The sequence below is a fragment of the Nitrococcus mobilis Nb-231 genome, from assembly GCF_000153205.1.
Classification (GTDB): Bacteria; Pseudomonadota; Gammaproteobacteria; order Nitrococcales; family Nitrococcaceae; genus Nitrococcus; species Nitrococcus mobilis.
The window spans coordinates 3,460,034-3,485,279 of the sequence record NZ_CH672427.1; the positions used below are offsets into that span (position 1 = coordinate 3,460,034).

Consider the following 25,246-nt stretch of genomic DNA (forward strand, 5'->3'; position numbering starts at 1 on the left):
GGGTCGTTGATGAATGCCCCCCTGGGTTGACCACCGATCGATCAGGGCAGTGTCAGCAACAACCCCCGGGTTGCGGCGCGCTGCCCGTGTCCGCCGGATCAAACGGAATCCCGACGCCGCAGCCCTTAAAAATGCCATAGTGGGTCTGCCCCTCGCCGATGAACTCGAAATGGGGTGCGAGGCGGCTCTCGCGTAGCATTCGGTAGGTGTTGCCGCAGACCGGGAACACCCGTCCGGCCTCCATGACATGATGCTTGTCCAGCCTGAAGCGCCGCGGCTGCTCGGCTACCGTGCCCTTATAGATCACAGCTTGGCCGTAGTCTTCGCAGGCCGGTTCCAGGTCGTCGATGCGAAAGAGCCGGTAAGTGGCTGCATAGAAAGCAATATGGCCGATCTTCGCTTGGATACCCGGGTTGTTCAACTGCAACGGTCGATCTTCCACCAGCCGCGGGTCGGAGAAGCCGGCCTTCTTGGCCAGGGAAAGAAAATCGTTCCAGTAGAGGGCGCCACTCAGGCATTCCCCGTAGAGTACCGGATCATGGCTGAGCGCTTGCGGTACGCGACGGTCCGCGTAGACATCGGAGAAATACATCTCGCCACCCGGCTTGAGCAGCCGGTAAGCCTCCCTCAGAACCGCGGCCTTATCGGGCGATAGATTCAAAACGCAGTTGGAGACGATCAAATCGAAGCGGCTGTCGGCGAGTTCGAGCTCATCCAGCCGTTCGATATACCCATGCAGAAACTCCACGTTCGGCTTCGCGTAGCCGTAGCGTTGCGTGTGGAAGTCCAGATGCCGATGCGCGACGGCGAGCTGCTCTTCGGTCATGTCCACGCCCACCACCCGGCCGTGTTCGCCCACCAGCCGCGAGAGGGCGTAACAGTCACGCCCGGATCCGCAACCCAGATCCAGGACACTGACACCTTCCAGCGCTTCGGGGATTACCAGCCCGCAGCCATAGTAGCGGCCGAGAATTTCCGGATGAATATCGGCGAGCACGCCTTTCAAGAACGCAGGCAAAGCGTCAGGCGTACAACACGCATCGGTCTGCAAATCCGCTGATCCGGTCAACACTTGACCGTAGTAGTGCTTGACGTCTTCCTGGCTCATCCACATTCTCCACTGCTCGCTAAGTGCTCGTACCTTGGTACGAAATCAAGTGACTTCGAATCCGTAATGCTACGTATTGGCCCGGTTGTACCCCAGCTCGCGCTATGGTTCAGCTGCGAGAAGGTCGCCTTTGGACCCTCAGTCAGCGGTGAATCGCTCGCGATAGCGCTCGGTGGAGAACACCAGACGCACCAGTTGGGATACATTACCCACCCCCATTTTGTGCAGGACGCGCGCGCGATGGATTTCCACCGTGCGCGTGCTCACATCCAGCTCACGGGCGATGATTTTGTTTACCTTGCCCTCGATTAGCCGTTCCATGACTTCGCACTCCCGGGGGGTCAGCGTTTGCAGGCGGCACGCTATGTCCGCTTCGGCGGCGGCATGCATCCGGTTCTCTGCATCGATCTCAAGGGCCTTGTGCACGCGATCGAGCAGGGCTTGATCATTGAACGGCTTCTCCAGGAAATCCAGCGCTCCGGCCTGCACGGCCCGCACGGCCATGGCGATGTCGCCGTGTCCCGATATGAAGATGACCGGCAGAGTGATGCCCCGTTTGAGGAGCTGTTGCTGGGCGGCCAGCCCGTTCAGGCCAGGCATTCGCACATCCAGCACTACGCAGCCGGGGCGTTCTCGGTCGCAGGCGTGTAGAAATTCATCGGCGGTGGCGAAGGTCTCCACAGCGAGCCCGGTGGAGCGGACCAGTAGACCGACGGAATCCCGCACGTCGGCCTCGTCGTCCACGATGAAGACCGTGGGGGAATCCGCGGCTGAATGCTTTACGCGGTTCATGCGCCGCTACCCTGCCTTGGCCTGATCCTGTGAGAAGACGGGAAGGGAGAAGTGGAACTCCGCTCCGCCTCCCGGGCGATTTCCTGCGAGCAAGCGTCCGCCGTGATTTTCGACAATCGAGCGGCTGATCGACAACCCGAGACCTAGGCCTTCGGTCTTGCCGGTCACGAACGGCTCGAAGATGTTATCCAGCAAATCCACCGGTAAACCGGGACCCGTGTCCGCGACGATCACCGCCACGCTGTCGTTCCGCTCGGCGGTCGTTCTAATGAGCAGGCGGCGCGCGCCCTCGGCGCCGGTGTCCATCGCCTCGAGAGCGTTGCGGATAAGGTTGACGAGGACCTGATGAACCTGGACCCGGGCCGCCGCCACCGCCGGGAGATCACGACCGAGCCTCATCTCGACTTTGATCCGGCTACGGTGCAGTTCGGCGGAGGTCAGCTCTAGAACGTCTTTTATCAGTGCATTGATATCGGCCGGGCCGACGCTCGGATCGTCCTTGCGCACGAAGCTGCGCATATGGCGGATGATCTCGCCGGCCCGTTGGGCATTGGCTGCAACGCGTTCCATGGCGCCCACGAGTTCTGGTTCGGCATTGGCGCCCAGCAACCGGCGACAGGCTTGGGAGTAGGTCGTGATGGCGCATAGGGGCTGGTTCAGCTCATGGGCCAGTCCGGCCGCCATTTCCCCCATGGCACTGACCCGCCCGACATGAGCCAGCTCCTCTAGGTACTGACGGGACTCGTCCTCGGCACGCCGTCGCTCCGTGACATCACGGCCCACGGCGACCACCGCGCCGGGTTCCCCGTTCTCCTCCCTGACCGCCTTGGCCGCCCAGGCGAGCCACCGCTGGCCGTTGGGTGTCTGCACGGGTTGCTCCAAATAGCAGCACCACGGTGGTGCGAAGAGCTGGCTCCAGGGGCTGTCGGGATGGTCTTTATCCGCCGCTCGGACCAGCAGACGAAACGGTTTCCCGAGCAGGCGCTCCGGCGTTGCGCCGAAGGTCTCGCCCACGGTCGGACTGGCGAAGAGCACGTAGCCGTCCCGATCCGTCTTCACCACCAGGTCGGTCTGATTCTCTACCATCAGCCGGTATTTGGCTTCGCTTTCCCGCACCGCTTGCTCTGCCGCTCGGCGCTCGGCCATCGCGCTCGCGAGCAGGAGTGTGGTGAGGCTCAGCATGCCGAGGTGGGCGTGCAGCGAAAGAAAATCCTCCTGCAGCACCGCTCCGGCAAACGGGCCATGCCCGGTATTCGTGTAGGCGACGGCAATCGCTGCGTAGACGAGGATCAATAGCGCAGTCTCCTTCGGCCGACAGCGCACGGCCGCCCAGATCATCAACGGAAAGATACAATAGGAAAGGGGCTTGGACATGGCTAGGCTCGAAGGCAGAACATCGCTGTAGACGACCCAGCCGGCCAGGATCACACTGGCGAGCAACGTCCCTTGCTCCAGGCGCAGCCGGCCGCTAGCCGCAAGCCCAGGATCCGCTGCCCAGGCCGTCAGAACCGGCCCCACCAGAAGAATTCCCATCATGTCGGCCACCCAGCACATCCACCACAGCGAAGTAAAACCCTGCCACGGCGCCATGCCGGCGGAATACATGACGGCGGAGCCGATCAGCGAGCTCACCGCGCTGCTCGCTAGAGCACCGAAGAGCACGAAGCGCAGCACATCGCCCACTTGCTCGAAGCGTGGCTGAAACCCGCTGCGACGTAATAACCACGCCCCGAGGGCTGCGGCCACTCCGACCCCCAAGCCAACGGCTACGGCCACCAGCGCGATGTGCTCCAGCATGAGGTGAACGGTGGCGGCGGCCAGCGCCACCGTCACCACGAAGCGCCTGCCCAGCAGGTAAACGACAGCCAGCGCGAGACCTGTTACCGGCCACACCAAGCTGAGCTCGGTCTGCGGCAGAGCAAAATACCGACCGATTTGCACGGCCAGAAAATACGCGCCGAACACCCCGAGGTGCGCAATGATCTCTGCAGCGTTGGTGCGCAATGTCACTGTAGGTATGGCGGCTTGCATTTTCCCTCTGAGATATCAGGCTCCTGGTAAATAATATAGAACTTTTAGCGCTACGGCCCGCCCCGGCCGGCCGCGTCTTTGCGGGCGCATTTATTCGTGACCGTGGGCAATGGGTGGCCTGATCGGTATGATGCGAAGCGGCCGGCTCGGCCCCGGGTCGGGGCGTTTGTGTCGATGCGGCGGAGGTAAGTGGATGCTGAATGCGGCGATGCGGGGACTTTACGCCGCAATGCTGGTGTTTGTGTTGGTCGGTTGCGGTGACTCCACGCCCTGGAACGATCCCTATCCGGCGAGTCAGACGGGCGCGAACATCCTCTATTCGGCCTTCCAGGAACAGCCCAAGCACCTGGACCCGGCCCGCTCGTACAATGTCAACGAGGCGCTGTTCATCGCTCAGATTTACGAGCCGCCCTTACAGTATCACTACCTCAAGCGACCCTATCGGCTCGTTCCGCTTGCTGCTACGGAAGTCCCTGAGCCGCGCTACCTGGATGCCGAGTTCCGAGAGTTGCCCGCAAGTGCCCCGGCTAGGGGTATCGCTTACAGTGTCTACGACATTCATATTCGGTCGGATATTCGCTATCAGCCGCATCCGGCTTTCGCACGTAATGCCGAAGGCGCCTATCGCTATCATGCGTTGAGCCGCGCGGATCTCGAGGGCATCCATGAGCTGAGCGATTTCCGCCACACCGGGTCTCGGTTGCTTACGACCGCCGATTTTGTCTACCAAATCAAACGCCTCGCTCATCCGGGTCTGAACTCACCCATTTTCGGGCTTATGAGTGAGTATATCCTCGGCCTCGATCAGTACGCGAAGCGGCTGCGCCCGATCTACGACGAGCTCAAACGGGAGCAGGGCACGAGCGCTTTCCTCGACCTCCGCGAATACCCGCTCGAGGGGGCCCAGGTGGTGGATCGCACCACCTACCGGATTACGATCAAAGGCAAATATCCGCAGTTTCGCTATTGGCTGGCGATGGCGTTCTTCGCTGCGGTGCCGTGGGAGGCCGACCGATTCTATTCGCAGCCCGGGATGGCGGAACGCAACCTCACCCTGGATTGGTATCCTGTGGGGAGCGGTCCTTTCATGCTCACGCAGAACAATCCCAATCTGCGGATGGTGTTAACGCGCAACCCGAATTTCCATGGCGAGCGTTATCCGCACGCGGGAGTTCCGGCTGATGCGCGCGCGGGGCTGCTGGCGGATGCCGGCCGACCGCTACCGTTCGTCGACAAAGTGATATTCAGTCTCGAGAAGGAATCCATCCCCTATTGGAGCAAATTCCTCCAAGGTTATTACGATGCCTCAGGGGTGAGTTCGGATAGCTTCGATCAAGCCATCCAGTTCTCTGGCCAGGGCAGTCCGGAAGTGACTCCGGTGATGCGCCGCAAGGGCATCGAACTCGAGACCGCCGTCACGACATCCATCTATTACATGGGCTTCAATATGCTCGACGAGGTGGTGGGCGGCCGCAGCGAGCGCGCGCGCAAGCTGCGCCGCGCGATCTCCATCGCCGTCGATTATGAAGAGTACATTTCCATCTTCGCTAATGGCCGCGGCATGCCAGCACAGGGCCCGATTCCGCCTGGAATCTTCGGCCATCGTAAGGGGCAGGCGGGTATCAATCGCTACGTCTATGACTGGGTGGACGGGCAACCGCGGCGCAAGCCCATCGCGGAGGCGCGCCGGCTGATGGCTCAGGCGGGTTACCCGGGTGGCCGTGACGCGAACACGGGAGAACCGCTGGTACTGTATTTCGACACCGCGGCCGCCGGCCCCGACAGCAAGTCCCGACTGGATTGGTTTCGCAAGCAATTCGCAAAACTCGGTATCCAACTCGTGGTGCGGGCGACGGACTATAACCGCTTCCAAGACAAGATGCTCAAGGGAACGGAGCAACTTTTCGAATGGGGGTGGGTCGCCGATTATCCAGATCCGGAGAACTTCCTGTTCCTGCTCTATGGACCCAATAAGAAGGTGAACGGGAACGGCGAGAACGCCGCGAATTATTCCAATCCGGAGTTCGACCGGCTGTTCCGGCGCACGAAGAACATGGACAATAACGCTGAGCGTCGGCGGCTCACCGCCCGCATGGTGGATATTGTCCAGCGCGACGCGCCCTGGATCTGGGGATTCCACCCCGAGCTGTTCGTGCTTCACCATGTTTGGTATCACAACCTGAAGCCGAACACCATGGCGAACAATACCGTCAAGTACATTCGCATCGACCCGGCGCTGCGGGCTGAGCAACGCCGCGCGTGGAACCAGCCGGTCATATGGCCTCTGATCGTCGTGGCTGCGCTCGTGCTGGCGAGTTTGGTGCCGGGTGTCGTGGCCTATCGGCGCCGAGAGCGTGCGGCGGCCTTATGATTGCCTACATCATCCGCCGGACGCTCTATGCCGTGCCGATCCTCATCGGAGTGAATCTGCTCACGTTTTTTCTGTTCTTCGTCGTTAACAGTCCGGATGATATGGCACGCATGCACCTTGGCATGAAACGCGTCACACCGGCGGCGGTGGAGCAATGGAAGCACGCACACGGCTACGACCAGCCTTTGCTTTGGAACGCAGCGGCGGGAGGGGCCGCAAAGCTGACCGATACCATCTTCTATGCGAAGTCCGTACGGCTGTTCATGTTCGATTTTGGCCGCTCCGATGAGGGCCGTGACATCGGCTACGACATTCGCCAGCGCATGTGGCCGAGCTTGGCGATTGCGATTCCGACGCTGCTCATCGGCTTGCTGGTGAACATCACCTTCGCGATGTTGATCGCCTTTTTTCGGGGGACTGCTTTTGACCTTGCGGCGGTGGTGTTGTGCGTGATGATGATGTCGGTCTCCACGCTTTTCTATATCATCGGCGGCCAGTTTCTGATCGGTAAGATATTCGATCTGGTACCGATCTCGGGCTATCTGCCGGGGATCGAAGCGTGGAAATTCCTGATTCTTCCAGTGGCGGTGGGGATAGTGAGCGGCATCGGCATGGGCACGCGTTGGTACCGCACCATTTTCCTCGAGGAGCTCGGCAAGGACTACATTCGCACGGCGCGGGCGAAGGGCCTATCGGAGCGGTTGGTGCTTTTTCGCCATGCTTTGCGCAATGCCCTGGTACCCATCCTCACCGGGATTGTCGCCGTGCTGCCACTGCTGTTCATGGGGAGCCTGTTGCTCGAATCGTTCTTCGGCATCCCCGGGCTCGGCAGCTACACCATCGACGCCATCAACAGCCAAGATTTCGCCATCGTGCGTGCCATGGTGTTCCTTGGTTCGGCGCTCTACATCATCGGCTTGCTGCTGACCGATATCTCCTACACCGTAGTCGATCCCCGAGTGCGGCTGCGGTGATGAACGCTCCTGCATCCCAGCGCTTGGCCGGTTGCCTAGGTTGGCCGATCAGCCGTGCCTATGACGAGCAAGCCACGAATGTGACAGCGCGCAAGGCGAGGAACTGAACGATGCCGGTGGTGTTGTGGACCGATGCCCTGCTTTACCTGCTCGTACTGATGGTCTTGGTCTATGCGTTGCGCGTGCGCCGCCGTGAGCATCTGCGCGCCCCGTGGCGGCGAGTCATGCAAAGTCCGCTCGCCGTGGGCGCGGCGGTAGTGTTGGGGGTGTACGTCCTGATTGCGCTCGCCGACTCGTTGCACTTTCGCCCCATGGCAAAGGGGGGCGGGCACGGTGAGGTGATCAGCGTGTTCGACTATCTGGTCACGCCATTGCGCACCCGCACGGAGAAGACCTATTCCGCGCCGTTCGCCACACACCTGTACGCTAAGGAGATAATCGAGCTCGGCGATGGCCGCGAGGTGCGGGGCTACCCGCGCCTTGTATACGGCGGTGCGCACCTGAATGAGCCGCAGGCACAACGTGCCTGGGATATCCTACGTACTTCGCTGCGTGCGCTAGTTGAGGCGGCGCTGGTGAGCCTTATGCTGAGCCTACTCGTGCTCACGATACTTGCGCGCCGTTCCGGCACGACTTTGCGGGAGAGCCTGCGGCGCGTGCTAGGCGGGCGCACCCGCGGGCCTTGGCGAACCTTCCTGGGAACCACGGCGCTGCTCATCGCGCTGCTGTTTCTATTGGTGGAACTCAGTGCCGACTACCATGTGCTCGGCACCGATAAAGTCGGTCAGGACGTGCTTTACGAAGCGATCAAGAGTATTCGCACGGGTCTGATCATCGGCACGCTCTCCACGCTGGTTATGCTGCCGTTCGCGATCATCCTAGGGGTGGCGGCCGGTTATTTCCGCGGCTGGGTGGACGATATCGTCCAGTACCTCTATACGACCCTCAATTCGATTCCGAGTGTGCTGCTCATCGCGGCGGTGATCCTGATGATTCAGGTGTACATGGCCAATCACCCCGAGAGCTTCAGCAGTGTCACGCAGCGTGCGGATCTGCGCCTGCTTTTTCTCTGCATCGTCCTTGGCATCACGAGTTGGACCAATCTTTGCCGTCTGTTGCGCGGCGAGGTGCTCAAGTTGCGCGAGGTAGATTATGTGCAGGCTGCCGCGGCCTTCGGCGTGCGGCACGGCAATATCATGCTGCGCCACCTGGTGCCCAACGTGATGCATATCGTGCTGATCATGGTGGTACTCGATTTCAGTGGCCTGGTGCTGGCCGAGGCGGTGCTCTCCTATATCAATATCGGTGTGGATCCCTCCACCAGCAGTTGGGGCAACATGATCAATAGCGCGCGGCTGGAGCTCGCCCGGGAGCCGGTGGTGTGGTGGTCGCTGGCGGCCGCGTTCGTCTTCATGTTCGCGCTGGTGCTCGCGGCCAACCTGTTCGCCGATGCGGTGCGTGATGCCTTCGATCCGCGACTGCGAAGAGAGACGGCATGAGCGAGCCCTTATTGGAGGTGCGCGGCCTCAAGACCTGGTTCGATACAGCCGGGGGACCAATACGCGCGGTGGAAGGAGTCGATCTCAGCATCGCGCGTGGCGAGACCTTCGCGTTGCTCGGCGAATCCGGCTGCGGTAAATCCATGACCGCGTTGTCCATCATGCGGTTGCTGCCGGCCGCTGGGCGTGTCGTGGCCGGAGAGGTCCGTCTCGGCGCGCGTAATTTGTTAGCGCTGCCGGAGATGGCAATGCGCGGGGTGCGCGGCCGGCAGTTGGCGATGATCTTCCAGGAACCCCAGAGCTCGCTCAATCCGGTGTTGAGCGTGGGCACGCAGATCGCCGAAACCCTGCGCCGGCGCGGTAAGGGCTCGCATGAGCGGCGCGTGTTGGATCTGCTCGATGCGGTCGGAATTCCGGACCCGCCGCGCCGTGCGCGGGAATACCCGCATCAGCTCTCCGGGGGTATGAAACAGCGGGTCATGATCGCCATCGCTTTGGCTGGCGAGCCAGAGCTGCTGATCGCCGATGAGCCGACCACGGCACTCGATGTGACCATCCAGGCACAGGTCCTTGCACTGTTGCGTGACTTGCAGCGGCGTACCGGGATGGCGTTGCTGCTCATCACCCACGATTTAGGCGTGGTCGCCGAGATGGCGGATCGGGTGGCGGTAATGTACGCGGGGCATGTGGTGGAGCAGGCTCCGGCCACCGCATTCTTCGCCCAGCCCGCCCATCCCTATTCACGCAAGCTTTTCGCCTCGTTGCCCAACCTCGGCAAGCGTGCAACGCGCCTTGCGGTGATTCGCGGTTCGGTACCTTCACTGGCCCATGAGTTCAAGGCTTGCCGGTTTGAGGCGCGCTGCGATTACGCTTGGTCCGCTTGCCGTGAGACGCTACCGCGCTGGCTCGAGCACGAGCCGGGGCGCCGCGTCCGCTGCCACCTCTACGATCCGGCCCAGGCCGGCGAATCGCTCACCGACCGTGATTTTGTCGGCGACACTGGTAAGCCGATGGCCGGTACTGAGCCCATACCGGTGCGGGGATCGCTGCTGCAGGTCGACAATCTCAAGGTCCACTTTCCGATTCACGCCGGGTTGTTCAAGCGCGTGGTGGGCCACGTGCGCGCGGTCGATGGGGTCTCGCTCGCGATCCCGCCCGGCCGAACCCTGGCTTTGGTCGGTGAATCGGGCTGCGGCAAGACGACGGTCGGCAAGGGCATTCTGCAGCTGCTGCGTCCTAGCGCCGGATCCGTGCAGTACGCTGGTGAGGAACTGACGCGGCTCGGTGGCCGTGCGCTGCGCCGTCGCCGCAAGGAGCTGCAGATCATCTTTCAAGACCCCTACTCATCGATGAATCCGCGCATGATGATCGGGGACATCCTCGAGGAGGGGATGATCGCGCAGCGCATCGGTCGGACGCGGGCGGCGCGCCTGGAGCGCGTGGCTGCGCTGCTCGCTCAGGTGGGGTTAGACGCGGATGTGATGCGGCGTTACCCGCATGAATTCTCCGGCGGACAACGGCAACGGATCTGCATCGCCCGAGCGCTCGCCGTAGATCCCAAGCTCATTATCTGTGACGAGCCGACGAGCGCGCTGGACGTTTCGGTGCAGGCGCAAATCCTGAACTTACTCCAGGAGCTGCAGCAGCGCCTGGGGCTGTCCTATCTTTTCATCACCCACAACCTCGCGGTGGTCGAATACCTCGCCCACGAGGTGGCCGTGATGTACCTCGGGCGCGTCGTCGAGCAGGGGACGGTGGAGGAAGTTTTGCATGCTCCGCGGCATCCGTATACGCGCGCGCTGCTCTCCGCCGTACCGACGGTGGATCCACAATCGAAGCGCGAGATCATTCGGCTCGCCGGTGACCTGCCTTCACCGGCGAACCCGCCCGCCGGCTGCCATTTTCATCCCCGCTGCCCGCAGGCCATGCCCCAATGTCGGGAGGGGTATCCCGGCGCCACCCACTTCAGCACGACCCATAGCGCCCGCTGCTATCTCTACGGTGATGGGGCGTATGCCCAGGACGCCGAGAACGGTGCCTATGCCGCTACGGAGAAAACCGAGCGTCATGTCATCCGATCTCGCTAAGGTGGAACAGGATCCTCCTCCGGGGGCACCTCGCCAGTAGCCTACTTCGCTTGATGAGGGAGGATAGGTCAATGAAACTATGCATCGGTTAGTGAGACACCGCCAGACGAAAGGGCGGCAGCAGATAGGCCGATGCTACGGGGATGGAAACCTGTCCTCAACTCTACCTAATTAAGGTTCCTCAACTCCTCTGAACCCGCTAAAGAGATCTCCAGTCGGCCTTCCTTATCGCCGGTTAGCCCTATTCAATCCGAATAATCCGGCGAGACCGAGACTCAAGAGGGCGAGGGTTGTCGGCTCTGGGACCATCATGAGTACATCCCTCGGGACATCGAACATTGCGATGGGAACGTCACCGCCAGCATTCGGGGCGAGCAACGAATCAATCAGACCAACACCTTCGGCGACTGTGTCCAGATCGCCGATAGGGACAACGTCTAGCATTGTGGGTGCGAACGTACCAATGCCATCGAACTCGATCTCGATTGCCAGCAGCGAAACAAAACCATCTGAATCGAACCCTGTGAAGTCGAGGGTGGAGGAATCGAGATCAGAATCCGCAACCATGGCAAAGGTAAATTTGGGCAGCTCGTTCTTGTCCTCGGGCCACGTCACGTGAGCCAGATGCCTGACGCCGACTACCTTGTCCCCCTGCTTCACGACAGTCTTTCTAATCACACAGGGGTTGAGCGTCCCATTGTCATTACTGAACTTGCCTGTCAAGTTACTGCAGGGCTGGGTAACGTCGTTCGCGTTTTTGTCGTTTTCGTCCTTTACTGCTGACCACTGAACGGTAAACGGGTAGGAGCTAGTTGGAATAGCAATCAAGATTACGAGAAACACCGCATTAAACAACGACAACCTTTTCATGCCCATGTGATGGAAACCCGTCTTCTACTCATAAGAATAATTTGCGGCATGCCTATGAACTATTTACAGACTACCTATGCGTCTACTCAACGCTTGTATGGACCATGCGCCCGTTCCGCCTGGCGGCTGAGAAAGGTTAACAGGCATGACTTGTGAAGGCTTAGTCAAAACAGGTGCTAGCGCAAAAAAGCTAACTGGCGGATAAGAGGCAAGATAAATGCCACATTAAATTTTTATTTATTTTTAAATAGATTATAAAACTACATTTAGTATTTTTTACAAGGCCCGACTTGCAAGTGTTAAATCATTTAACATTTACGATGGAATTTAGAGCGCGCCAGGGGACAGGCCAGGGCCGTTCAATACTAGATTTGGATCGAACGCTGCTTTGGTAGGTGGCGGACGCTAGAAGGGGGCGTTTACCAGGCGTCGGCCGACGCGGCATCCGTTAGGAAGACTGAGCAATCACGTTCTCCTCATTCCGGCGAAAGCCGGACAAATCCGTAGGAACGGATTTGAACTGCCGAAGGCAGCAGCGGTAGGGCGCAACAGCGAAGCGTATTGCGCCGGACTTATTGACCTCAGCGTCGATCGCCGATGAGGCAAGCGTAATCGCTGGCTTACCCGAAATATCGGCTCACCATCCACAGACAGGCACTTGCCGAAGGTGTTTATTCTGCCAATTGGGTTGAGCGTGTCACGGTGGACCTCCTTGCATACGTGGCATACGTGGATTGGCATTCGGCGCAATACGCTTTGCTATTGCGCCCTACGTGCTATGAAGCCAGCTCCGAAGAGCGCAGTGCGGGAAAACCGCTCGCTACGTTCTGTGAGAGCCGGGGGCGGGAGGTGCCCGCTAGCGCCGTCGTCTACCCGACTCGCTTAAGTCGAACTTCTTGCCGGCCGTGACCGGTGCTATAAGCAGTACTGCTTTCCAGTACCAAATACGGTAATTTGATGGACAACGTCATCTCGGCTCAGGAACTCAAGCGCCGCGGTATTGGCGCCATCGACGCGGCACTGCGCGATGGGCCGGTGCACGTGATACGGCGAAACCGGCCGTGCTACGTCATACTCAGCGAGGAAGACTACCAGCGTCTCGTGGATCGACGGCGTGCCTCGGAACGGCTGTGGGAGCGCCTGTTGACTCCTGCGTCGACGGATGGGCGCAGTGCACGCGAGATCAACGCGGAGCTGGAGGCCGAGCGAGGGGCCTGGGATGATCCCCACGCGGACGGCTTTTGAGGACGATTGGTGCGGTCTGTCAGGGATTGATTCGGCCCCGTGATATTTCTCGACGCGAGCGCCATCATCTACCTGTTCGAGGGCGATGTGGAGGCGCAAGCTGCGGTTCGCCGCGCGCTGACGGAGCTATACACGCCGGGGCCTTCATCGCCGTTGGCGGTCTCCGCGCTCAGCCGGCTGGAGTGTCGCATCCGGCCGCTGCGTGAAGGCAACACGGCCTTGCTCAAGCGCTATGATGCCTTTTTCATGGATCCGGGGTTGGAAGTGATTACCCTGGACACGTCCGTGATCGACCGTGCCGCGGAGCTGCGTGCCCATCAGCGGCTGCGAACGCCGCACGCTTTGCAGGCGGTATCATTGCTGGTGGCGAACGATCGGGGCCACTTCGTGACCGGAGGCAAGGATTTTGCGGCGGTGCCCGGTTTGCGCGTGCGTTGTCTGTGGGATCAAAAATAATGCCGCAGTGGGTTGCTGTCGGCGCGGCGGGTGCTAGCCGCGCTGCTGCGACGGGCGCCGGGGGTGTGCGCTCGACCGGGCGCCGCGCGCCCAGCTCCGGCGCCTGCAGGTCTCCAATCTGCTCAATCGTCTGCCGAAACTGGCCGAGGTGCTGACGCATCGCGATGGTCTGGCGGGTGCCGGGGGAAGGCAAATACCGAAACGGCCAGGGCAAGTGGTTTCGGCGTGCCCATCGAAGAGCACTGGCTGCGCGGCCCGCTGCGGGAGTGAACGGAAGAATTGCTCGACGAGCGGCGTATGCGCGAAGAGGGCTTTTTCAATCCGGTGCCGATCCGGCGAATGTGGGGAGAACATGTCTTCGGAAAGCGTCGCTGGCACTGTCATCTGTGGGACGTCCGGCCGAGCCGTCCCTACACAGCGACAATCTGGTCGCGCGCTTGAACCATGCCGAACATGGCCTATCCCGCGGCGCGCAAACCGGAGATTTTCGCGCAGGCGCTGCGGGGTCTGCTAGCCTGGAGCCGGACCCGGTGTAGGGCGCAATAGCGCAGCGTATTGCGCCGGACGAACCGTTTTCGACCTGTCGATCCCAGCGCCCTTTGAGCACAACCGTCCTGTCTTTGGCGCAAGGTTATTGTGTAAATCACCTCTGTTCATACGCGAGCTGGGCGCGTGTGGATACACATACCGGGTTTGGTCAGGGTCGCGGCATTCAGCCATACTGCATATGGCAATCGCGGGTTTTTCCAGATAAGAGCTTGCCGGCCGAGGTGCCGGAGACGGTTATTCGGGAGCGGCACGGGCGAACGGATGCGCACAGCGGCTGCGTCGCGCTGCAGGCACCCAGCCCGTTTCGCTGTAACCAGCGGGTGCGCATCATCGAAGGGCCGTTTGCCGGCTGCGAGGCGCTCTTCTCCTCTCCTTGCGGCGAGGAGCGCGCGGATATCCCAGGCGGTAGCGGGCCCGAGTGGATCGCATGTAACCTGCATCCGCAGCCTGGAGTTTTTGTCAGCTTAGGCGTCCATCATGGTTACGATGAACGCGATAGTGGCGTTATGCGACAATGGTTTTATGAGCACGGAATCGAATGCCCCGCTTCTGGCTCGCCTAGCGGCATTGCTCGCCGAGCAACCGGATATCCAACTCGCAATCGTCTTCGGCTCCCTCGCGTCGGGCCGGTTGCGGTCGGATAGCGACGTTGATGTGGCAGTACTGGCTGATGAGCCTATCAGCCAGGAGCGCAAGGCGCGTCTGATCGAATTGCTTGCGCAAACAAGCGCTCGCCCCGTGGATCTGGTGGACCTGCGCACGGCCGGTGTGCCGATCAGGCGCTCAGTATTGCTTGGTGGAAGGCGGCTGCTATGTCGAGACAAGGCCGCCTACGCTTCCCTCCTGTCACGAATGCTCGCGGACAGCGCCGATTTCCTTCCTTACCGGGAAAGGCTGCTACGGCAACGCAGGGACGCATGGATACGTTGATTTTGCAGGAGAAGCTTGAGGCCCTTCGCCGCTGTGTCCGCCGCATAGAGGAGAGGCGAGCCGACTCAGCCGGTGAGCTGGGTAAGGATCTTGATCGCCAGGACATCGTGACGCTCAATTTAACGCGTGCAGTCCAATTGTGCGTGGATATGGCCGTGCATGTCATCGCCGAGTCCGAGCAGATGGCACCACAGACGATGGGAGAAGCATTCGAGGGTCTTGCCAAGCTGGGATTAATCAGCGAGGCTTTGTCCTTGCGGATGAAGGCAGCGGTGGGTTTCCGCAATATCGCTATTCACCAATATCAATCCATCGATTGGGACATCGTCCATGCCATTACCTGGAAGGGCTTGGAAGATTTCCGCAATTTCGCGCGTGCTATGGCAACCTTGACCGACAACGGCCCAAATACCTCGGTCTAGCAATGTGCCGGACTACCGCCTTCCACCCGCCAACCCACTGCACCTTCGGGGCGAAGTCCCTGCGTTCGGAGCAGGGCTGGATATAAATTTTCTATGTTCATTTTCTGAACGTAGATAGCACTCGCCCGTCTGCCGACGCGAGCCGCCGATATCGGCAACAGCCGATGCGGAAGACCGAACCATGCATCCCGAGGATCTGCGCTTCCAGGTGCTGCGTCACCTGGAGCAAAAGCCGGATATGACACAGCGCGAGCTTGCCGCCGCGCTCGGCATCAGCCTCGGGCGGGTCAACTATTGCGTGCAGGCGCTGATCGAGCGGGGCCTGGTCAAGGCGGCGAATGAAGCCTGAAGCCCAGCGCCGCTCGTTTTGGCCAAGGAAGAGAAGGCAATCGTGTGAGTCACGACCAGAACTTCAAAAACCTCATCCTGGACTACCCGCACCAGGCGCTTCGCTTCTTCGCCGCCGAAGAAGCAGGCGGCATTGACCAGGCCACCAGCATCCTCCCGGTGCGCCAGGAACAACTCCAGGAACGCTTGGGGGAGCGGTTTCGCGAGCTCGACGTGCCCTTGCTGGTGGAGTGGCCGGACGGCCGGCGCGAGGCGATGCTGTTCGTAGTGGAGGAGGAAAGCGACCCACGGCGTTTTTCCATCCACCGCCTGGCCCATTACTGTCTGGACCTCGCGGAGCTGCTCGACCTCACCCGAGTGGTGCCGGTGGTCATCTTCCTGCGCGGCACCGGCGCGCCGCGCGCGCTGGCCCTGGGCGGCGATCGCCATGAGTACCTGCGCTTCCGCTATCTGGCGTGCGAGCTTGCCTCGCTACCGGCCGAGCCGTACCTACACAGCGACAATTTGGTCGCGCGCTTGAACCTGCCGAACATGGCCTATCCCGCGGCGCGCAAACCGGAGATTTTCGCGCAGGCGTGGCGGGGCCTGCTGAGTCTGGAGCCGGAGCCGGAGCGCCAGGCCAAGTACCTGGATTTCATCGACATCTATGCCGCGCTGGATGATAATGAGCGGCGTGTGTTTCAGGCACACTATCCCGACGAGGTACACGCCATGAGCACATTCGCCGAGCGCTTCACGGAGCGCGGTCTAAAGCAGGGCCTGCAGCAAGGCCTCGAGCAGGGCCTACAGCAGGGCGAGGCGGCTGTCTTGATCCGCCAGATGGAGCGCAAATTCGGCGCGCTTAGCGAGGCGCAGCGCCGGCGCATCGAGACGGCGGACGCCGAGACGCTGCTTACCTGGTCCGAGCGCATTCTCGTGGCTCAAAGCCCGGAAGAGGTGCTGCGCTGATCCTTCGAGGCCAGCTACTAACGAGCAACGGTAGGGCGCAATAGCGCAGCGTATTGCGCCGGACGAACCGTTTTCGACCTGCCGATCCCAGCGTACTTTGAGCACAACCCCTTGCCTTTGGTCCGCAGTTGTGGTCTAAATGACCTCTGTTCATCCATTGAACGCATAGAGCGTTCCACGCGCCGCCTCATAGAGCCGCCGATATTGGCAACAGCCGCTGTAGAAGACCAAGCCATGCGCCCCGAGGATTCTGCGCTTCCAGGTGCTGCGCCACCTGGAGCAAAAGCCGGACATGACCCAACGCGAGCTTGCTGCCGCACTTGGCGGCAGCGTCGGGCAGGTCAACTACTGCATGCAGGCGCTGATCGAGCGGGGCTTGGTAAAGGCGGCGAACTTTCGCAACAGCGGCAACAAGCGTGCCTATCTCTATAAGCGGATCCTGCAGGGTTTGGCCAAGAATGTGGCGCCGCGCTTTTTTTCAGTAAAGCGTGTCCGGTGCGACTGGCAAGTCATTGAAGGGTAAGCGCAATGCGCCTGACGCTCGAGCAGGTTCGAGTCATTCGTGAGAAAGTGCAAGCCGCCTTCGGAGCGGGCGCGCGCGTTTACCTGTTCGGCTCGCGACGGGATGACACCGCCCGTGGGGGCGATGTGGATCTCTATGTCGAGGTGCCTCATTTTGTGGAGAACCGTGCCGCAGCGGCAAGTCGGTTGACGGCCGAACTGCAGCTCGCGTTCGGCGATCAGCATATCGACATTCTTATGGCCGATCCAAATACAAGGCGACAGCCGATCCACGAGATGGCCAAGGCGAAGGGCATCCCCCTATGAATAACCCGGTGGATAGTGCCCGTTTATTGTTCCTCATGGATACCGTAGAGCGGCAAGGGCGTCACCTACTCACGACCACGGGCCGGTTGTTCAGTCAGCCCATCGACGCCAACTGGGTTGAGGCTCTAGAGGAGAACCCCGGCCTTGCCGAGAGGCTCGACGCCTTCGTCGCCCGATTCGCACAGATGCAGGACACCATTGGCGATCGGCTGATCCCGGAGCTGAGGCGGCAGTTGCTCGAGACCCCCGGAGCGGCCTTGGACAACCTGAATCGGATGGAGAAGCTGGGATTGTTATCGTCCGTCATTGATTGGGTCGAGGCGAGGAATCTGCGCAATCGCCTGGTTCATGAATACATGCGTGATCCTGAGGAGTTCGCCGCCGCCTTGAAGCGTGCCCATGCGTTGGTGCCCTTATTGATCGAAACGTACAACGCCCTCAACGGCTATGCGAAGGCCCGTTTCGGTAACCACGCGAGTCAATGGCCGGACACCCTGGATAATAGGCACATAAAGGTCCCTTAATGCGTCCCGAGGATCTGCGCTTCCAGGTGCTGCGTCATCTGGAGCAAAAGCCCGACATGACCCAGCGCGAGCTTGCCGCCACGCTCGGCATCAGCCTCGGGCGGGTGAATTACTGCGTGCAGGCATTGATCGAGCGGGGTTTTGTAAAGGCGGCCAACTTTCGCAATAGCCGTAATAAGCGCGCCTATCTCTACAAGCTGACCCCAAATGGGCTCACGGAGAAGGCGGCGCTTGCGCTGCGCTTTTTAAGGCGCAAAGAGCAGGAGCGTCAGGCACTGCTCCAAGAGATCGAGGCGCTGCGCGCCGAGCTCGGTGAGGCCTCATCGCATGAGCAGGGAGAGCAATGATTATGCGGTGCCGGCACGCCGTTCATTGCAAGCCGCGCGAGGAGGGGGCGCCTGAGTTGCTAAGTTATGGGGTCTTCACCTGATGGTCCGGCTGCGTCGGTGCCGCGGTGGTCGAAGGATGCCACTCATCGATTTGATTTTCCAGGCATCTGTTCGTGCCTCTGGATGAGCTTACCGGAAACGCGGCTCCGTCCGCTCCATGCTCGTGGTGACGGGCTTATGGCCTTTGGTAAAGGCCCGTCCTAGCTGGAGGCGGTTATTCGCGGCCTAACCGCGGCTTTTGAAGGCGCAGCGCCCAGAAAATCAATATTCTTGTCGCTTGGAGGTCGATACCCCAGGCGGTAGCGTGCGTGGATGAGGATGAAGCGCATGTCTTTATGTCCACAAATTACGCTGCCATTGCAAGGTGGCGTAATCGGTTATTACTTATGCAGCATTCCACCGAGAATGCCGGCGAACGATGCTCGTGTATGCATAAAGGCAAATGACAGGGAGCCAAAAGCATATGCAAAAAGCCACGCCCGACGCCATTCGTGATCGGCAGATTCGTTTTGGTTTAGTCGGTTGCGGACGTATTGCCCAGAAGCACATTGAGGCCATTCAGCAGCATGCAGACCGCGCCGTGCTGGCAGCCGTCTGCGACACCGACCCGCAAGCGCTGCAAATAGCGCAGGGGAAAACGGATGCCCCGGGTTATCCGGATATGGAAGACCTCTTGGAACGCGGCGAGGTGGACGCCGTATGCCTATGTACTCCGAGCGGCTTACATTCGGATCAGGCGGTTGCTGCCGCGGAGGCCGGACTTCATGTCATCACCGAAAAGCCCATGGCTACTCGTTGGGCGGATGCCAAGCGCATGGTTCGTGCCTGTGACGAGGCTGGCCGTTATTTGTTCGTAGTCAAGCAGAACCGCCGCAATGCCACCCTGCAGTTGCTCAAACGCGCCATTGAGCAAAAGCGCTTTGGCCGCATCTATATGGTCAATCTCAACGTTTTCTGGACGCGTCCCCAGGCGTACTACGACAGCGCGCGCTGGCGCGGCACCTGGGAGTTCGATGGCGGCGCACTGATGAACCAAGCTAGCCACTATGTGGATCTGATCGATTGGCTTATCGGCCCGGTTGAAAGCATCCAGGCCTATACGGCCACGCTGGATCGAAACATCGAGGTCGAAGATACGGCGGTCATGAACATTCGCTGGCGCAGCGGTGCTCTAGGTTCCATGAACGTCACTATGCTTACTCATCCCAAGAACTTCGAGGGCTCGATAACCATTCTCGGCGAGAAAGGCACCGTGCGGGTAGGAGGGGTTGCCGTAAACGATATCCAGCACTGGGAGTTTGCCGAGCCGCATCCGGACGACGAGTGGGTTGCAGAGGCGAATTACGATACTACTTCCGTTTATGGTTATGGGCATCCTTCGTATTACGATAACGTAATTATGGCCCTAAACGGTGAAGCCGAGCCGGAGACTGACGGGCGGGAGGGCCTTAAATCCATGGAAGTTCTCATTGCCAGCTACCTCTCCGCCCGGGACGGGCGGCAAGTCGCCCTCCCGCTGGAATATTAGCCACGGACGCACACGGAAATAGATTTATATAGTTACCTTCCGTGTACTTCCGTGGCAAAAGGCTTTGGAGTTCGACTATGGATGGTCTGCTGGAAGAGGATCTGACCTATCGAATCCGCGGCTGCGTATATGAAGTAGCGCGCCATCTTGGGGGGGCCTCGAGAAGGTCTACGAAAATGCCCTGCTCAATGAGATGCACAGGCAGCGTATTGCCGCCGAGTCTCAGGTTCCTGTATCGGTTTACTACAAGGGCATGGTTGTCGGTCAATACAGCGCGGATCTACTGGTAGAAGATAGAGTTCTCCTGGAGCTTAAGGCGGTGAAGCAGATTTTGCCGGAGCACGAAGCCCAAATACTCAACTATCTGAAAGCAACCGGCGTTAGGGTGGGTTTGCTAGTGAATTTCTCGCACCCTAAAGCTGTCATCAAAAGATTCGTCTTATGAAAAGAGCCTTTCCGTCTATTCCGTGTCCTTCCGGGGCAAAAAATGTATTTGAGTGATTTGGTATGACGGATATTCAGGTACATCCCAACGCCATAATCGATGAAGGCGCCAGCATAGGCACCGGCACACGCATCTGGCACTGGGTTCATGTCTGCGGTGGCGCAACCATCGGCAGCCGCTGCTCGTTGGGCCAGAATGTCTTTGTCGGCAATAAGGCCGTCATCGGCGATAATGTCAAGATTCAGAACAACGTGTCTGTCTACGACAACGTCACCCTAGAGGACGACGTTTTCTGTGGTCCGAGCATGGTTTTCACTAACGTCTACAATCCGCGCTCGGCGGTTTCCCGCAAGGATGAATACAGAGATACGCTGGTCAAGCAAGGGGTGACCTTGGGCGCCAACTGCACCATTATCTGCGGTGTCACCATTGGTGAGCACGCCTTCATCGGTGCGGGTGCCGTCGTTACCAAAGACGTGCCGGCCTACGCGCTGATGGTGGGCGTTCCGGCTAAGCAAATTGGCTGGATGAGTCGCCACGGCGAACGCTTGCCTCTCCCTCTCAACGGTGAAGGCGACGCCGCCTGCCCAGCCACCGGCGAGCGTTATCGTCTCCGCCAGGGCCGAGTCGAAATACTGGAGAGCCAGTAACCATGCAAGTGGAAATGATCTGGGAAAATGGCGTGCTGCGTCCCGTGCGCCCGCTCCGCTTCAAGCGGCGAATGGTAACGGTTGAGGTGGCCGACGCGGACGTGGAGGCAGTTGCCCGACCCCAGCCAGCTCCCTCCACCAGCGATGCGATAATCGATACCGGGACGACCGGTGTTGGTGCAGAACTAAACGCCCTCATGAAAGGCTACCGAGGTCGGATTCCGGCCGCCAAGCCGCGAGAGGATAAGGCCGCCTGGCACCAGCACCTGGAAGAAAAGTACTTGAACCGTGACTAACAAGAACCTTGTCCTTGATATCAACGTTATCCTGGATCTTTGGCTAGGTCGGCCCGGTGCCAAAACGATAGAGGCCTTGGTGGATCAGGCCTGTGCCCTCAATGCTCGGCTGTGGGTGAGCGCCAGCAGCCTCCCGACGCTGGATTACCTGGCCCGGCGTGCCCTAAAGCAAGCGGGTATGCCGCCGGAAGACACCGATGAGGCTGCGAAAGGGGCCATGGCGAGCCTGTTTCGTCGAGCTGGGGTGCTTACGAACCACGGGCACAATCAGGTCGATCTATACCGCCAGGCTCGCGATTACGAGGATGCACAGATCGCGGCCAGCAGTGCGGTTCTGGTGGGCGGCGAGACACGCATTGTTACCCGTGACGCCCATTTCGATGCGCTGGATGTGGTATCTACGGCCACGCCGCAAGAGGCCCTGGACTGGTTGATCAGCCAGGACATTGAGGCCGGGCAGACAACTCACATCGACTTCATCGATCTCAAGACCCAGCAGGACCGGCTGCTCCCAGCTCTGGAGCGCAATATCCAGCGTGTACTCCATCATGGTAAATACATCCTAGGGGCCGAGGTCGGTGAGCTAGAAGAACGGCTCATCGAATTCACCGGTAGCCGCTATTGCATCACCTGCGGCAACGGCACCGACGCTTTGCAAATCGCCCTAATGGCGTTGGGCGTTGGCCCCGGCGACGAAGTCATCACCCCGGCCTTCAGCTTCATCGCCACGGCGGAGGTCATCGCCGTGCTGGGTGCCAGGCCCCTATACGTGGACATCGACCCGCGCACCTACAACCTGGATCCGAACAAGTTGGAAGCTGCCATCACGCCCAAGACCCGCGCCATTATGGCCGTCTCTCTCTACGGCCAGTGCGCCGACTTCGACGCCATCAACGCCGTTGCCGAAAAGCACGGACTGCCGGTGATCGAGGACGCCGCCCAGAGCTTCGGCGCCACTTACAAGGGCCGCCGCTCTTGTAATCTAACCACCATTGGCTGCACTAGCTTTTTCCCCAGCAAGCCTTTGGGCGCTTACGGTGATGGCGGGGCCATCTTCACCAATGAAGAAGAACTCGCCGCTGTCATTCGTCAGATTGCGCGGCATGGCCAGGACCGTCGCTACCACCATGTGCGCGTCGGTGTGAACAGCCGGATCGACACTCTGCAGGCTGCCATCCTGCTGCCTAAGCTTGAGATTCTCTCCGAGGAAGTCGAAATGCGCCAACAGGTGGCCCACCGTTATGACCACTTGTTGAAGAAAGCAGAGGTAAACACTACGCCTTATATAGAATCATACAATCTCAGTGTCTATGCCCAATACACCATTAGGGTAAAAGATCGCGAGGCGGTCCAGGCGCGATTAAAGGAGGCGGGCGTACCGACGGCAGTACATTATCCGGTTTCATTAAATCAGCAGCCAGCGGTTAAGGCTCCCACGGCCAATCTACCTGTTGGCGACGAGATGGCGCGCGAGGTCATCTGCCTCCCGATGGGGCCTTATTTGAGCGTGACCGACCAGGACCGAGTGGTATCCGCTCTAGCCAAATGAAGACGAGGATGCTGAGAGCAGGACGCGGGCTGCTTGGTGCTACGGGCATTTACGTTATTGGTAATATACTCAACGCTGCTATTCCGTTCTTCCTTCTTCCGGTGCTTACGCGTGTCTTGTCGCCGGAGGAATATGGCACCGTAGCGATGTTTACCCTGGTTATCGGCATTATGGGCGCATTTACCGGTTTGAGCGTTCACGGTGCCATCAGTGTTCGCTACTTCCAACTCAATGAGCGCGCCATCGCGCGCTACGTTGGAACGTGCCTTGCCATTCTCGCCGTCAGCACGGTCTTTATTTTGGCAACTGCGGCGCTAACTCGCCCGTGGCTAGAGGCTTTCACCCATGTCCCCGGTGATTGGTTGATGATTGCTGTTCTGGTCTCGGCTGCCCAATTCGTTGTCAATATCCGCTTGAGCCTTTGGCAGGTGAAGCGGCAGCCGATCGCGTACGGTCTCTTTCAAGTCTCGCAGAGTGTTTTGAATGCTTCACTTTCGCTTCTGTTGGTGCTTGGGACCACGATGGCTTGGCAGGGGCGGGCACTGGGCCAAGCACTCGCCGCCGGTGGCTTCATGCTGATTGGTCTGCTGCTCCTCTGGCGGAACGGGGAAGTCTCCTCGCCAACCAGCAAAGACGATGCACGCGACGCGCTTCGGTTCGGGGTACCATTGATACCACACGCACTGGGCGGTTTAATGATCGTCACTGTCGATCGTTTTATGATCAGCAACATGCTGGATGTAGACCGGACGGGAATCTACATGGTCGCGCTGCAATTCGGCATGGTGCTTGGCTTGATAGCCGACTCTTTCAACCGGGCTTACGCGCCCTGGCTGATGGGTGCGCTGGTCAATGAAGATCCCGTTCGCGATCACAAGATCGTCCGTGGGACTTATCTTTATTTTGCCATTGCCAGCGTGGCGGCGCTGGCAATGGCAGGTATGGCTCCATTTGTGTTGACGATACTGGCGGGCGAGCAATTTCAGCAGGCCGCAGACGTAGTGCCCTACATTGCGTTTGGCTATGCCTTCTGCGGCATGTATTACATGGTGACGAATTACATTTTTTTCAGTGGCAAGACGGCCTATCTGGCGATGAATACCTTTATCACGGGATTGTTCAACGTCCTCGCCACTTATTTTCTGATCAAGATGAATGGGCTTGTTGGCGCAGCACAGGCGTTCATGCTCTCTCAAGCCTTCCTATTTCTGGGAACCTGGTGGATCGCATGTCGCGTAAGGCCGATGCCATGGCGTGCCGCGATCTTCCCCGTGCCGCACAGACGAGCTGGCCGGATAGTATGACCATGGTTGTCTTGTTTGGTTGAAGGTCTTGACAGTTAACCTGTTGCAGGAGCCGGAGACGCCTCCACATGACTCGTCAACTCGTCAGTGTCCACTCAAAAGTTAAGAGATACGATGACATCTAAAAGAACTCTAATCACAGGTGCGGACGGCTTCATAGGCTCGCACTTGGTGGAACTTTTGGTCCGCGAAGGATATGAGGTCAAGGCTCTATCCCAGTACAATTCATTCAGCTATTGGGGTTGGCTGGAGGATGTGAATTGTCTGGATCGAGTCGAAGTGCTGACCGGAGATGTGCGCGACCCCCATTACTGCAAGAAAATTACTAAGGACGTGGACCTCGTTTTTCATTTGGCCGCGCTGATTGCTATTCCGTATTCTTACGTAGCGCCGGATAGCTACGTCGACACCAACATCAAGGGCACCCTGAACATCTGCCAGGCTGCGATGGAGAATGGCGTTAAGCGAGTGATCCATACCTCGACCAGCGAAGTCTACGGTACCGCGCAGTATGTGCCCATTGATGAGAAGCATCCCCTGCAGCCGCAGTCACCCTACAGCGCCTCCAAGATCGGCGCGGATGCTATGGCGATGAGCTTTTACAATGCCTTCGGTCTACCGATCACGATTGCCCGGCCGTTCAATACCTATGGCCCACGTCAGTCCGCGCGCGCGGTGATCCCCACCATCATCACGCAGATTGCCAGTGGCAACACGCAGATCAAGCTAGGTGACGTCTCGCCGACACGGGATTTCAATTATGTCGAAGATACCTGCCGGGGCTTTCTGGCCTTAGCGAGTTGTGAGTCAGCCGATGGCAAAGCCGTCAATATCTCTTCCAATCATGAAATCTCGGTTGAAGACACGCTGGCCATCATTCGTGAATTGATGTCCAGTGACGTAGAGTTCATTACCGAGGATCAGCGTTTGCGCCCGCAAAGATCGGAAGTGTTTCGTCTTTGGGGCGACAATACTCTGATCCGCGAACTGACGGGCTTCCAACCCGAGCACGATATCTGCACCGGGCTGCAGAAAACTATTGACTGGTTTACACAGCCACAAAATCTCGCCAAGTACAAGATCGATCTCTACAATCTTTGAGC

At 59.5% G+C, this 25,246-nt stretch carries 25 protein-coding genes; 21 read left to right on the forward strand and 4 right to left on the reverse strand.

The window, feature by feature from the left end:
- Positions 1–52 precede the first annotated feature (52 nt).
- The 3 genes from NB231_RS15715 to NB231_RS17160 form a co-directional block, all read right to left on the reverse strand.
- Positions 53–1,108 (reverse strand): methyltransferase domain-containing protein, encoded by a 1,056-nt coding sequence (locus tag NB231_RS15715; RefSeq protein ID WP_005004832.1) that lies wholly within the window; start codon positions 1,106–1,108, stop codon positions 53–55.
- Between the two features lie 138 nt (positions 1,109–1,246).
- Entirely contained in the window at positions 1,247–1,900 is a 654-nt protein-coding gene (locus NB231_RS15720) for a response regulator transcription factor (protein WP_005004833.1), read from the reverse strand.
- Between the two features lie 6 nt (positions 1,901–1,906).
- On the reverse strand, positions 1,907–3,931 hold the full coding sequence (locus NB231_RS17160) for an MASE1 domain-containing protein (protein WP_005004836.1): 2,025 nt from the start codon (positions 3,929–3,931) through the stop codon (positions 1,907–1,909).
- 193 nt (positions 3,932–4,124) lie between these two features.
- Between NB231_RS17160 and NB231_RS15730 the strand changes: the two genes are divergently transcribed.
- From NB231_RS15730 to NB231_RS15745, 4 genes are all read left to right on the forward strand, one after another.
- A complete protein-coding gene (locus NB231_RS15730; RefSeq protein ID WP_005004837.1) occupies positions 4,125–6,302 on the forward strand; it encodes an ABC transporter substrate-binding protein in 2,178 nt (725 codons plus the stop codon).
- Positions 6,299–7,276: an ABC transporter permease gene (locus NB231_RS15735; protein WP_005004838.1), complete on the forward strand. Its 978-nt coding sequence runs from the start codon at positions 6,299–6,301 to the stop codon at positions 7,274–7,276. Before NB231_RS15730 ends, NB231_RS15735 begins: the two co-directional genes overlap by 4 nt.
- Positions 7,277–7,386: 110 nt before the next feature.
- Positions 7,387–8,775 (forward strand): ABC transporter permease, encoded by a 1,389-nt coding sequence (locus NB231_RS15740; protein WP_005004839.1) that lies wholly within the window; start codon positions 7,387–7,389, stop codon positions 8,773–8,775.
- The gene (locus NB231_RS15745) at positions 8,772–10,862 is read left to right on the forward strand and encodes an ABC transporter ATP-binding protein (RefSeq protein WP_005004843.1); all 2,091 of its coding nucleotides are present in this window, start codon (positions 8,772–8,774) and stop codon (positions 10,860–10,862) included. The genes NB231_RS15740 and NB231_RS15745 overlap by 4 nt, the downstream gene beginning before the upstream one ends.
- A gap of 225 nt (positions 10,863–11,087) precedes the next feature.
- Here the strand turns inward: NB231_RS15745 and NB231_RS15750 are convergent, their stop codons facing one another.
- Complete coding sequence (locus tag NB231_RS15750) at positions 11,088–11,738, reverse strand: PEP-CTERM sorting domain-containing protein (protein WP_005004844.1); 651 nt, start codon at positions 11,736–11,738, stop codon at positions 11,088–11,090.
- Positions 11,739–12,689: 951 nt separating this feature from the next.
- Here NB231_RS15750 and NB231_RS15755 point away from each other — a divergent pair.
- The 17 genes from NB231_RS15755 to NB231_RS15835 all read left to right on the forward strand — a co-directional run bounded on the left by NB231_RS15755 (position 12,690) and on the right by NB231_RS15835 (position 25,244).
- The gene (locus NB231_RS15755; protein WP_005004846.1) at positions 12,690–12,977 is read left to right on the forward strand and encodes a type II toxin-antitoxin system Phd/YefM family antitoxin; all 288 of its coding nucleotides are present in this window, start codon (positions 12,690–12,692) and stop codon (positions 12,975–12,977) included.
- A gap of 39 nt (positions 12,978–13,016) precedes the next feature.
- Complete coding sequence (locus NB231_RS15760; protein WP_005004848.1) at positions 13,017–13,433, forward strand: type II toxin-antitoxin system VapC family toxin; 417 nt, start codon at positions 13,017–13,019, stop codon at positions 13,431–13,433.
- A 1,071-nt stretch (positions 13,434–14,504) separates the two neighbouring features.
- A complete protein-coding gene (mntA, locus tag NB231_RS15765) occupies positions 14,505–14,912 on the forward strand; it encodes a type VII toxin-antitoxin system MntA family adenylyltransferase antitoxin (RefSeq protein WP_040664376.1) in 408 nt (135 codons plus the stop codon).
- On the forward strand, positions 14,900–15,334 hold the full coding sequence (gene hepT / locus NB231_RS15770; protein ID WP_005004852.1) for a type VII toxin-antitoxin system HepT family RNase toxin: 435 nt from the start codon (positions 14,900–14,902) through the stop codon (positions 15,332–15,334). Before mntA ends, hepT begins: the two co-directional genes overlap by 13 nt.
- 181 nt (positions 15,335–15,515) lie before the next feature.
- Positions 15,516–15,683 (forward strand): winged helix-turn-helix transcriptional regulator, encoded by a 168-nt coding sequence (locus NB231_RS15775; RefSeq protein WP_005004853.1) that lies wholly within the window; start codon positions 15,516–15,518, stop codon positions 15,681–15,683.
- 44 nt (positions 15,684–15,727) lie between these two features.
- Positions 15,728–16,630 carry a DUF4351 domain-containing protein gene (locus NB231_RS15780; RefSeq protein ID WP_005004854.1) on the forward strand — a complete coding sequence of 301 codons (903 nt, stop codon included), beginning with the start codon at positions 15,728–15,730 and terminating at the stop codon, positions 16,628–16,630.
- 262 nt (positions 16,631–16,892) lie between these two features.
- Positions 16,893–17,153 carry a MarR family EPS-associated transcriptional regulator gene (locus tag NB231_RS18075; RefSeq protein ID WP_005004859.1) on the forward strand — a complete coding sequence of 87 codons (261 nt, stop codon included), beginning with the start codon at positions 16,893–16,895 and terminating at the stop codon, positions 17,151–17,153.
- 5 nt (positions 17,154–17,158) lie between these two features.
- Complete coding sequence (locus NB231_RS15790; protein ID WP_005004861.1) at positions 17,159–17,458, forward strand: nucleotidyltransferase domain-containing protein; 300 nt, start codon at positions 17,159–17,161, stop codon at positions 17,456–17,458.
- Positions 17,455–17,982, forward strand: coding sequence for a hypothetical protein (locus NB231_RS15795; RefSeq protein ID WP_005004862.1), 528 nt, complete (start codon positions 17,455–17,457; stop codon positions 17,980–17,982). The genes NB231_RS15790 and NB231_RS15795 overlap by 4 nt, the downstream gene beginning before the upstream one ends.
- Positions 17,982–18,329, forward strand: a complete 348-nt coding sequence (locus tag NB231_RS15800) for a MarR family EPS-associated transcriptional regulator (RefSeq protein ID WP_005004864.1) — start codon at positions 17,982–17,984, stop codon at positions 18,327–18,329. The genes NB231_RS15795 and NB231_RS15800 overlap by 1 nt, the downstream gene beginning before the upstream one ends.
- A gap of 505 nt (positions 18,330–18,834) precedes the next feature.
- Positions 18,835–19,899, forward strand: a complete 1,065-nt coding sequence (locus tag NB231_RS15805; protein ID WP_005004867.1) for a Gfo/Idh/MocA family protein — start codon at positions 18,835–18,837, stop codon at positions 19,897–19,899.
- A 193-nt stretch (positions 19,900–20,092) separates the two neighbouring features.
- Complete coding sequence (locus NB231_RS15810; RefSeq protein WP_005004871.1) at positions 20,093–20,344, forward strand: GxxExxY protein; 252 nt, start codon at positions 20,093–20,095, stop codon at positions 20,342–20,344.
- Positions 20,345–20,406: 62 nt separating this feature from the next.
- Entirely contained in the window at positions 20,407–20,994 is a 588-nt protein-coding gene (locus tag NB231_RS15815) for an acyltransferase (RefSeq protein ID WP_005004874.1), read from the forward strand.
- A 2-nt stretch (positions 20,995–20,996) separates the two neighbouring features.
- A complete protein-coding gene (locus NB231_RS15820) occupies positions 20,997–21,290 on the forward strand; it encodes a hypothetical protein (protein ID WP_005004878.1) in 294 nt (97 codons plus the stop codon).
- On the forward strand, positions 21,283–22,839 hold the full coding sequence (locus NB231_RS15825; protein ID WP_005004879.1) for a DegT/DnrJ/EryC1/StrS aminotransferase family protein: 1,557 nt from the start codon (positions 21,283–21,285) through the stop codon (positions 22,837–22,839). The genes NB231_RS15820 and NB231_RS15825 overlap by 8 nt, the downstream gene beginning before the upstream one ends.
- Positions 22,840–22,847: 8 nt before the next feature.
- Positions 22,848–24,143 carry a lipopolysaccharide biosynthesis protein gene (locus NB231_RS15830; RefSeq protein WP_050756126.1) on the forward strand — a complete coding sequence of 432 codons (1,296 nt, stop codon included), beginning with the start codon at positions 22,848–22,850 and terminating at the stop codon, positions 24,141–24,143.
- Between the two features lie 114 nt (positions 24,144–24,257).
- Positions 24,258–25,244, forward strand: a complete 987-nt coding sequence (locus NB231_RS15835) for an NAD-dependent 4,6-dehydratase LegB (protein ID WP_040662571.1) — start codon at positions 24,258–24,260, stop codon at positions 25,242–25,244.
- Positions 25,245–25,246: the final 2 nt, after the last annotated feature.

Bases quoted from the DNA above. Each gene is read 5' to 3' on its own strand.
- NB231_RS15715 (WP_005004832.1), bottom strand. From the start codon at position 1,108: ATGAGCCAGGAAGACGTCAAGCACTACTACGGTCAAGTGTTGACCGGA.
- NB231_RS15720 (WP_005004833.1), bottom strand. From the start codon at position 1,900: ATGAACCGCGTAAAGCATTCAGCCGCGGATTCCCCCACGGTCTTCATC.
- NB231_RS17160 (WP_005004836.1), bottom strand. From the start codon at position 3,931: ATGCAAGCCGCCATACCTACAGTGACATTGCGCACCAACGCTGCAGAG.
- NB231_RS15730 (WP_005004837.1), top strand. From the start codon at position 4,125: ATGCTGAATGCGGCGATGCGGGGACTTTACGCCGCAATGCTGGTGTTT.
- NB231_RS15735 (WP_005004838.1), top strand. From the start codon at position 6,299: ATGATTGCCTACATCATCCGCCGGACGCTCTATGCCGTGCCGATCCTC.
- NB231_RS15740 (WP_005004839.1), top strand. From the start codon at position 7,387: ATGCCGGTGGTGTTGTGGACCGATGCCCTGCTTTACCTGCTCGTACTG.
- NB231_RS15745 (WP_005004843.1), top strand. From the start codon at position 8,772: ATGAGCGAGCCCTTATTGGAGGTGCGCGGCCTCAAGACCTGGTTCGAT.
- NB231_RS15750 (WP_005004844.1), bottom strand. From the start codon at position 11,738: ATGGGCATGAAAAGGTTGTCGTTGTTTAATGCGGTGTTTCTCGTAATC.
- NB231_RS15755 (WP_005004846.1), top strand. From the start codon at position 12,690: ATGGACAACGTCATCTCGGCTCAGGAACTCAAGCGCCGCGGTATTGGC.
- mntA (WP_040664376.1), top strand. From the start codon at position 14,505: ATGAGCACGGAATCGAATGCCCCGCTTCTGGCTCGCCTAGCGGCATTG.
- hepT (WP_005004852.1), top strand. From the start codon at position 14,900: ATGGATACGTTGATTTTGCAGGAGAAGCTTGAGGCCCTTCGCCGCTGT.
- NB231_RS15775 (WP_005004853.1), top strand. From the start codon at position 15,516: ATGCATCCCGAGGATCTGCGCTTCCAGGTGCTGCGTCACCTGGAGCAA.
- NB231_RS15790 (WP_005004861.1), top strand. From the start codon at position 17,159: ATGCGCCTGACGCTCGAGCAGGTTCGAGTCATTCGTGAGAAAGTGCAA.
- NB231_RS15795 (WP_005004862.1), top strand. From the start codon at position 17,455: ATGAATAACCCGGTGGATAGTGCCCGTTTATTGTTCCTCATGGATACC.
- NB231_RS15800 (WP_005004864.1), top strand. From the start codon at position 17,982: ATGCGTCCCGAGGATCTGCGCTTCCAGGTGCTGCGTCATCTGGAGCAA.
- NB231_RS15805 (WP_005004867.1), top strand. From the start codon at position 18,835: ATGCAAAAAGCCACGCCCGACGCCATTCGTGATCGGCAGATTCGTTTT.
- NB231_RS15810 (WP_005004871.1), top strand. From the start codon at position 20,093: ATGCACAGGCAGCGTATTGCCGCCGAGTCTCAGGTTCCTGTATCGGTT.
- NB231_RS15815 (WP_005004874.1), top strand. From the start codon at position 20,407: ATGACGGATATTCAGGTACATCCCAACGCCATAATCGATGAAGGCGCC.
- NB231_RS15820 (WP_005004878.1), top strand. From the start codon at position 20,997: ATGCAAGTGGAAATGATCTGGGAAAATGGCGTGCTGCGTCCCGTGCGC.
- NB231_RS15830 (WP_050756126.1), top strand. From the start codon at position 22,848: ATGCTGAGAGCAGGACGCGGGCTGCTTGGTGCTACGGGCATTTACGTT.
- NB231_RS15835 (WP_040662571.1), top strand. From the start codon at position 24,258: ATGACATCTAAAAGAACTCTAATCACAGGTGCGGACGGCTTCATAGGC.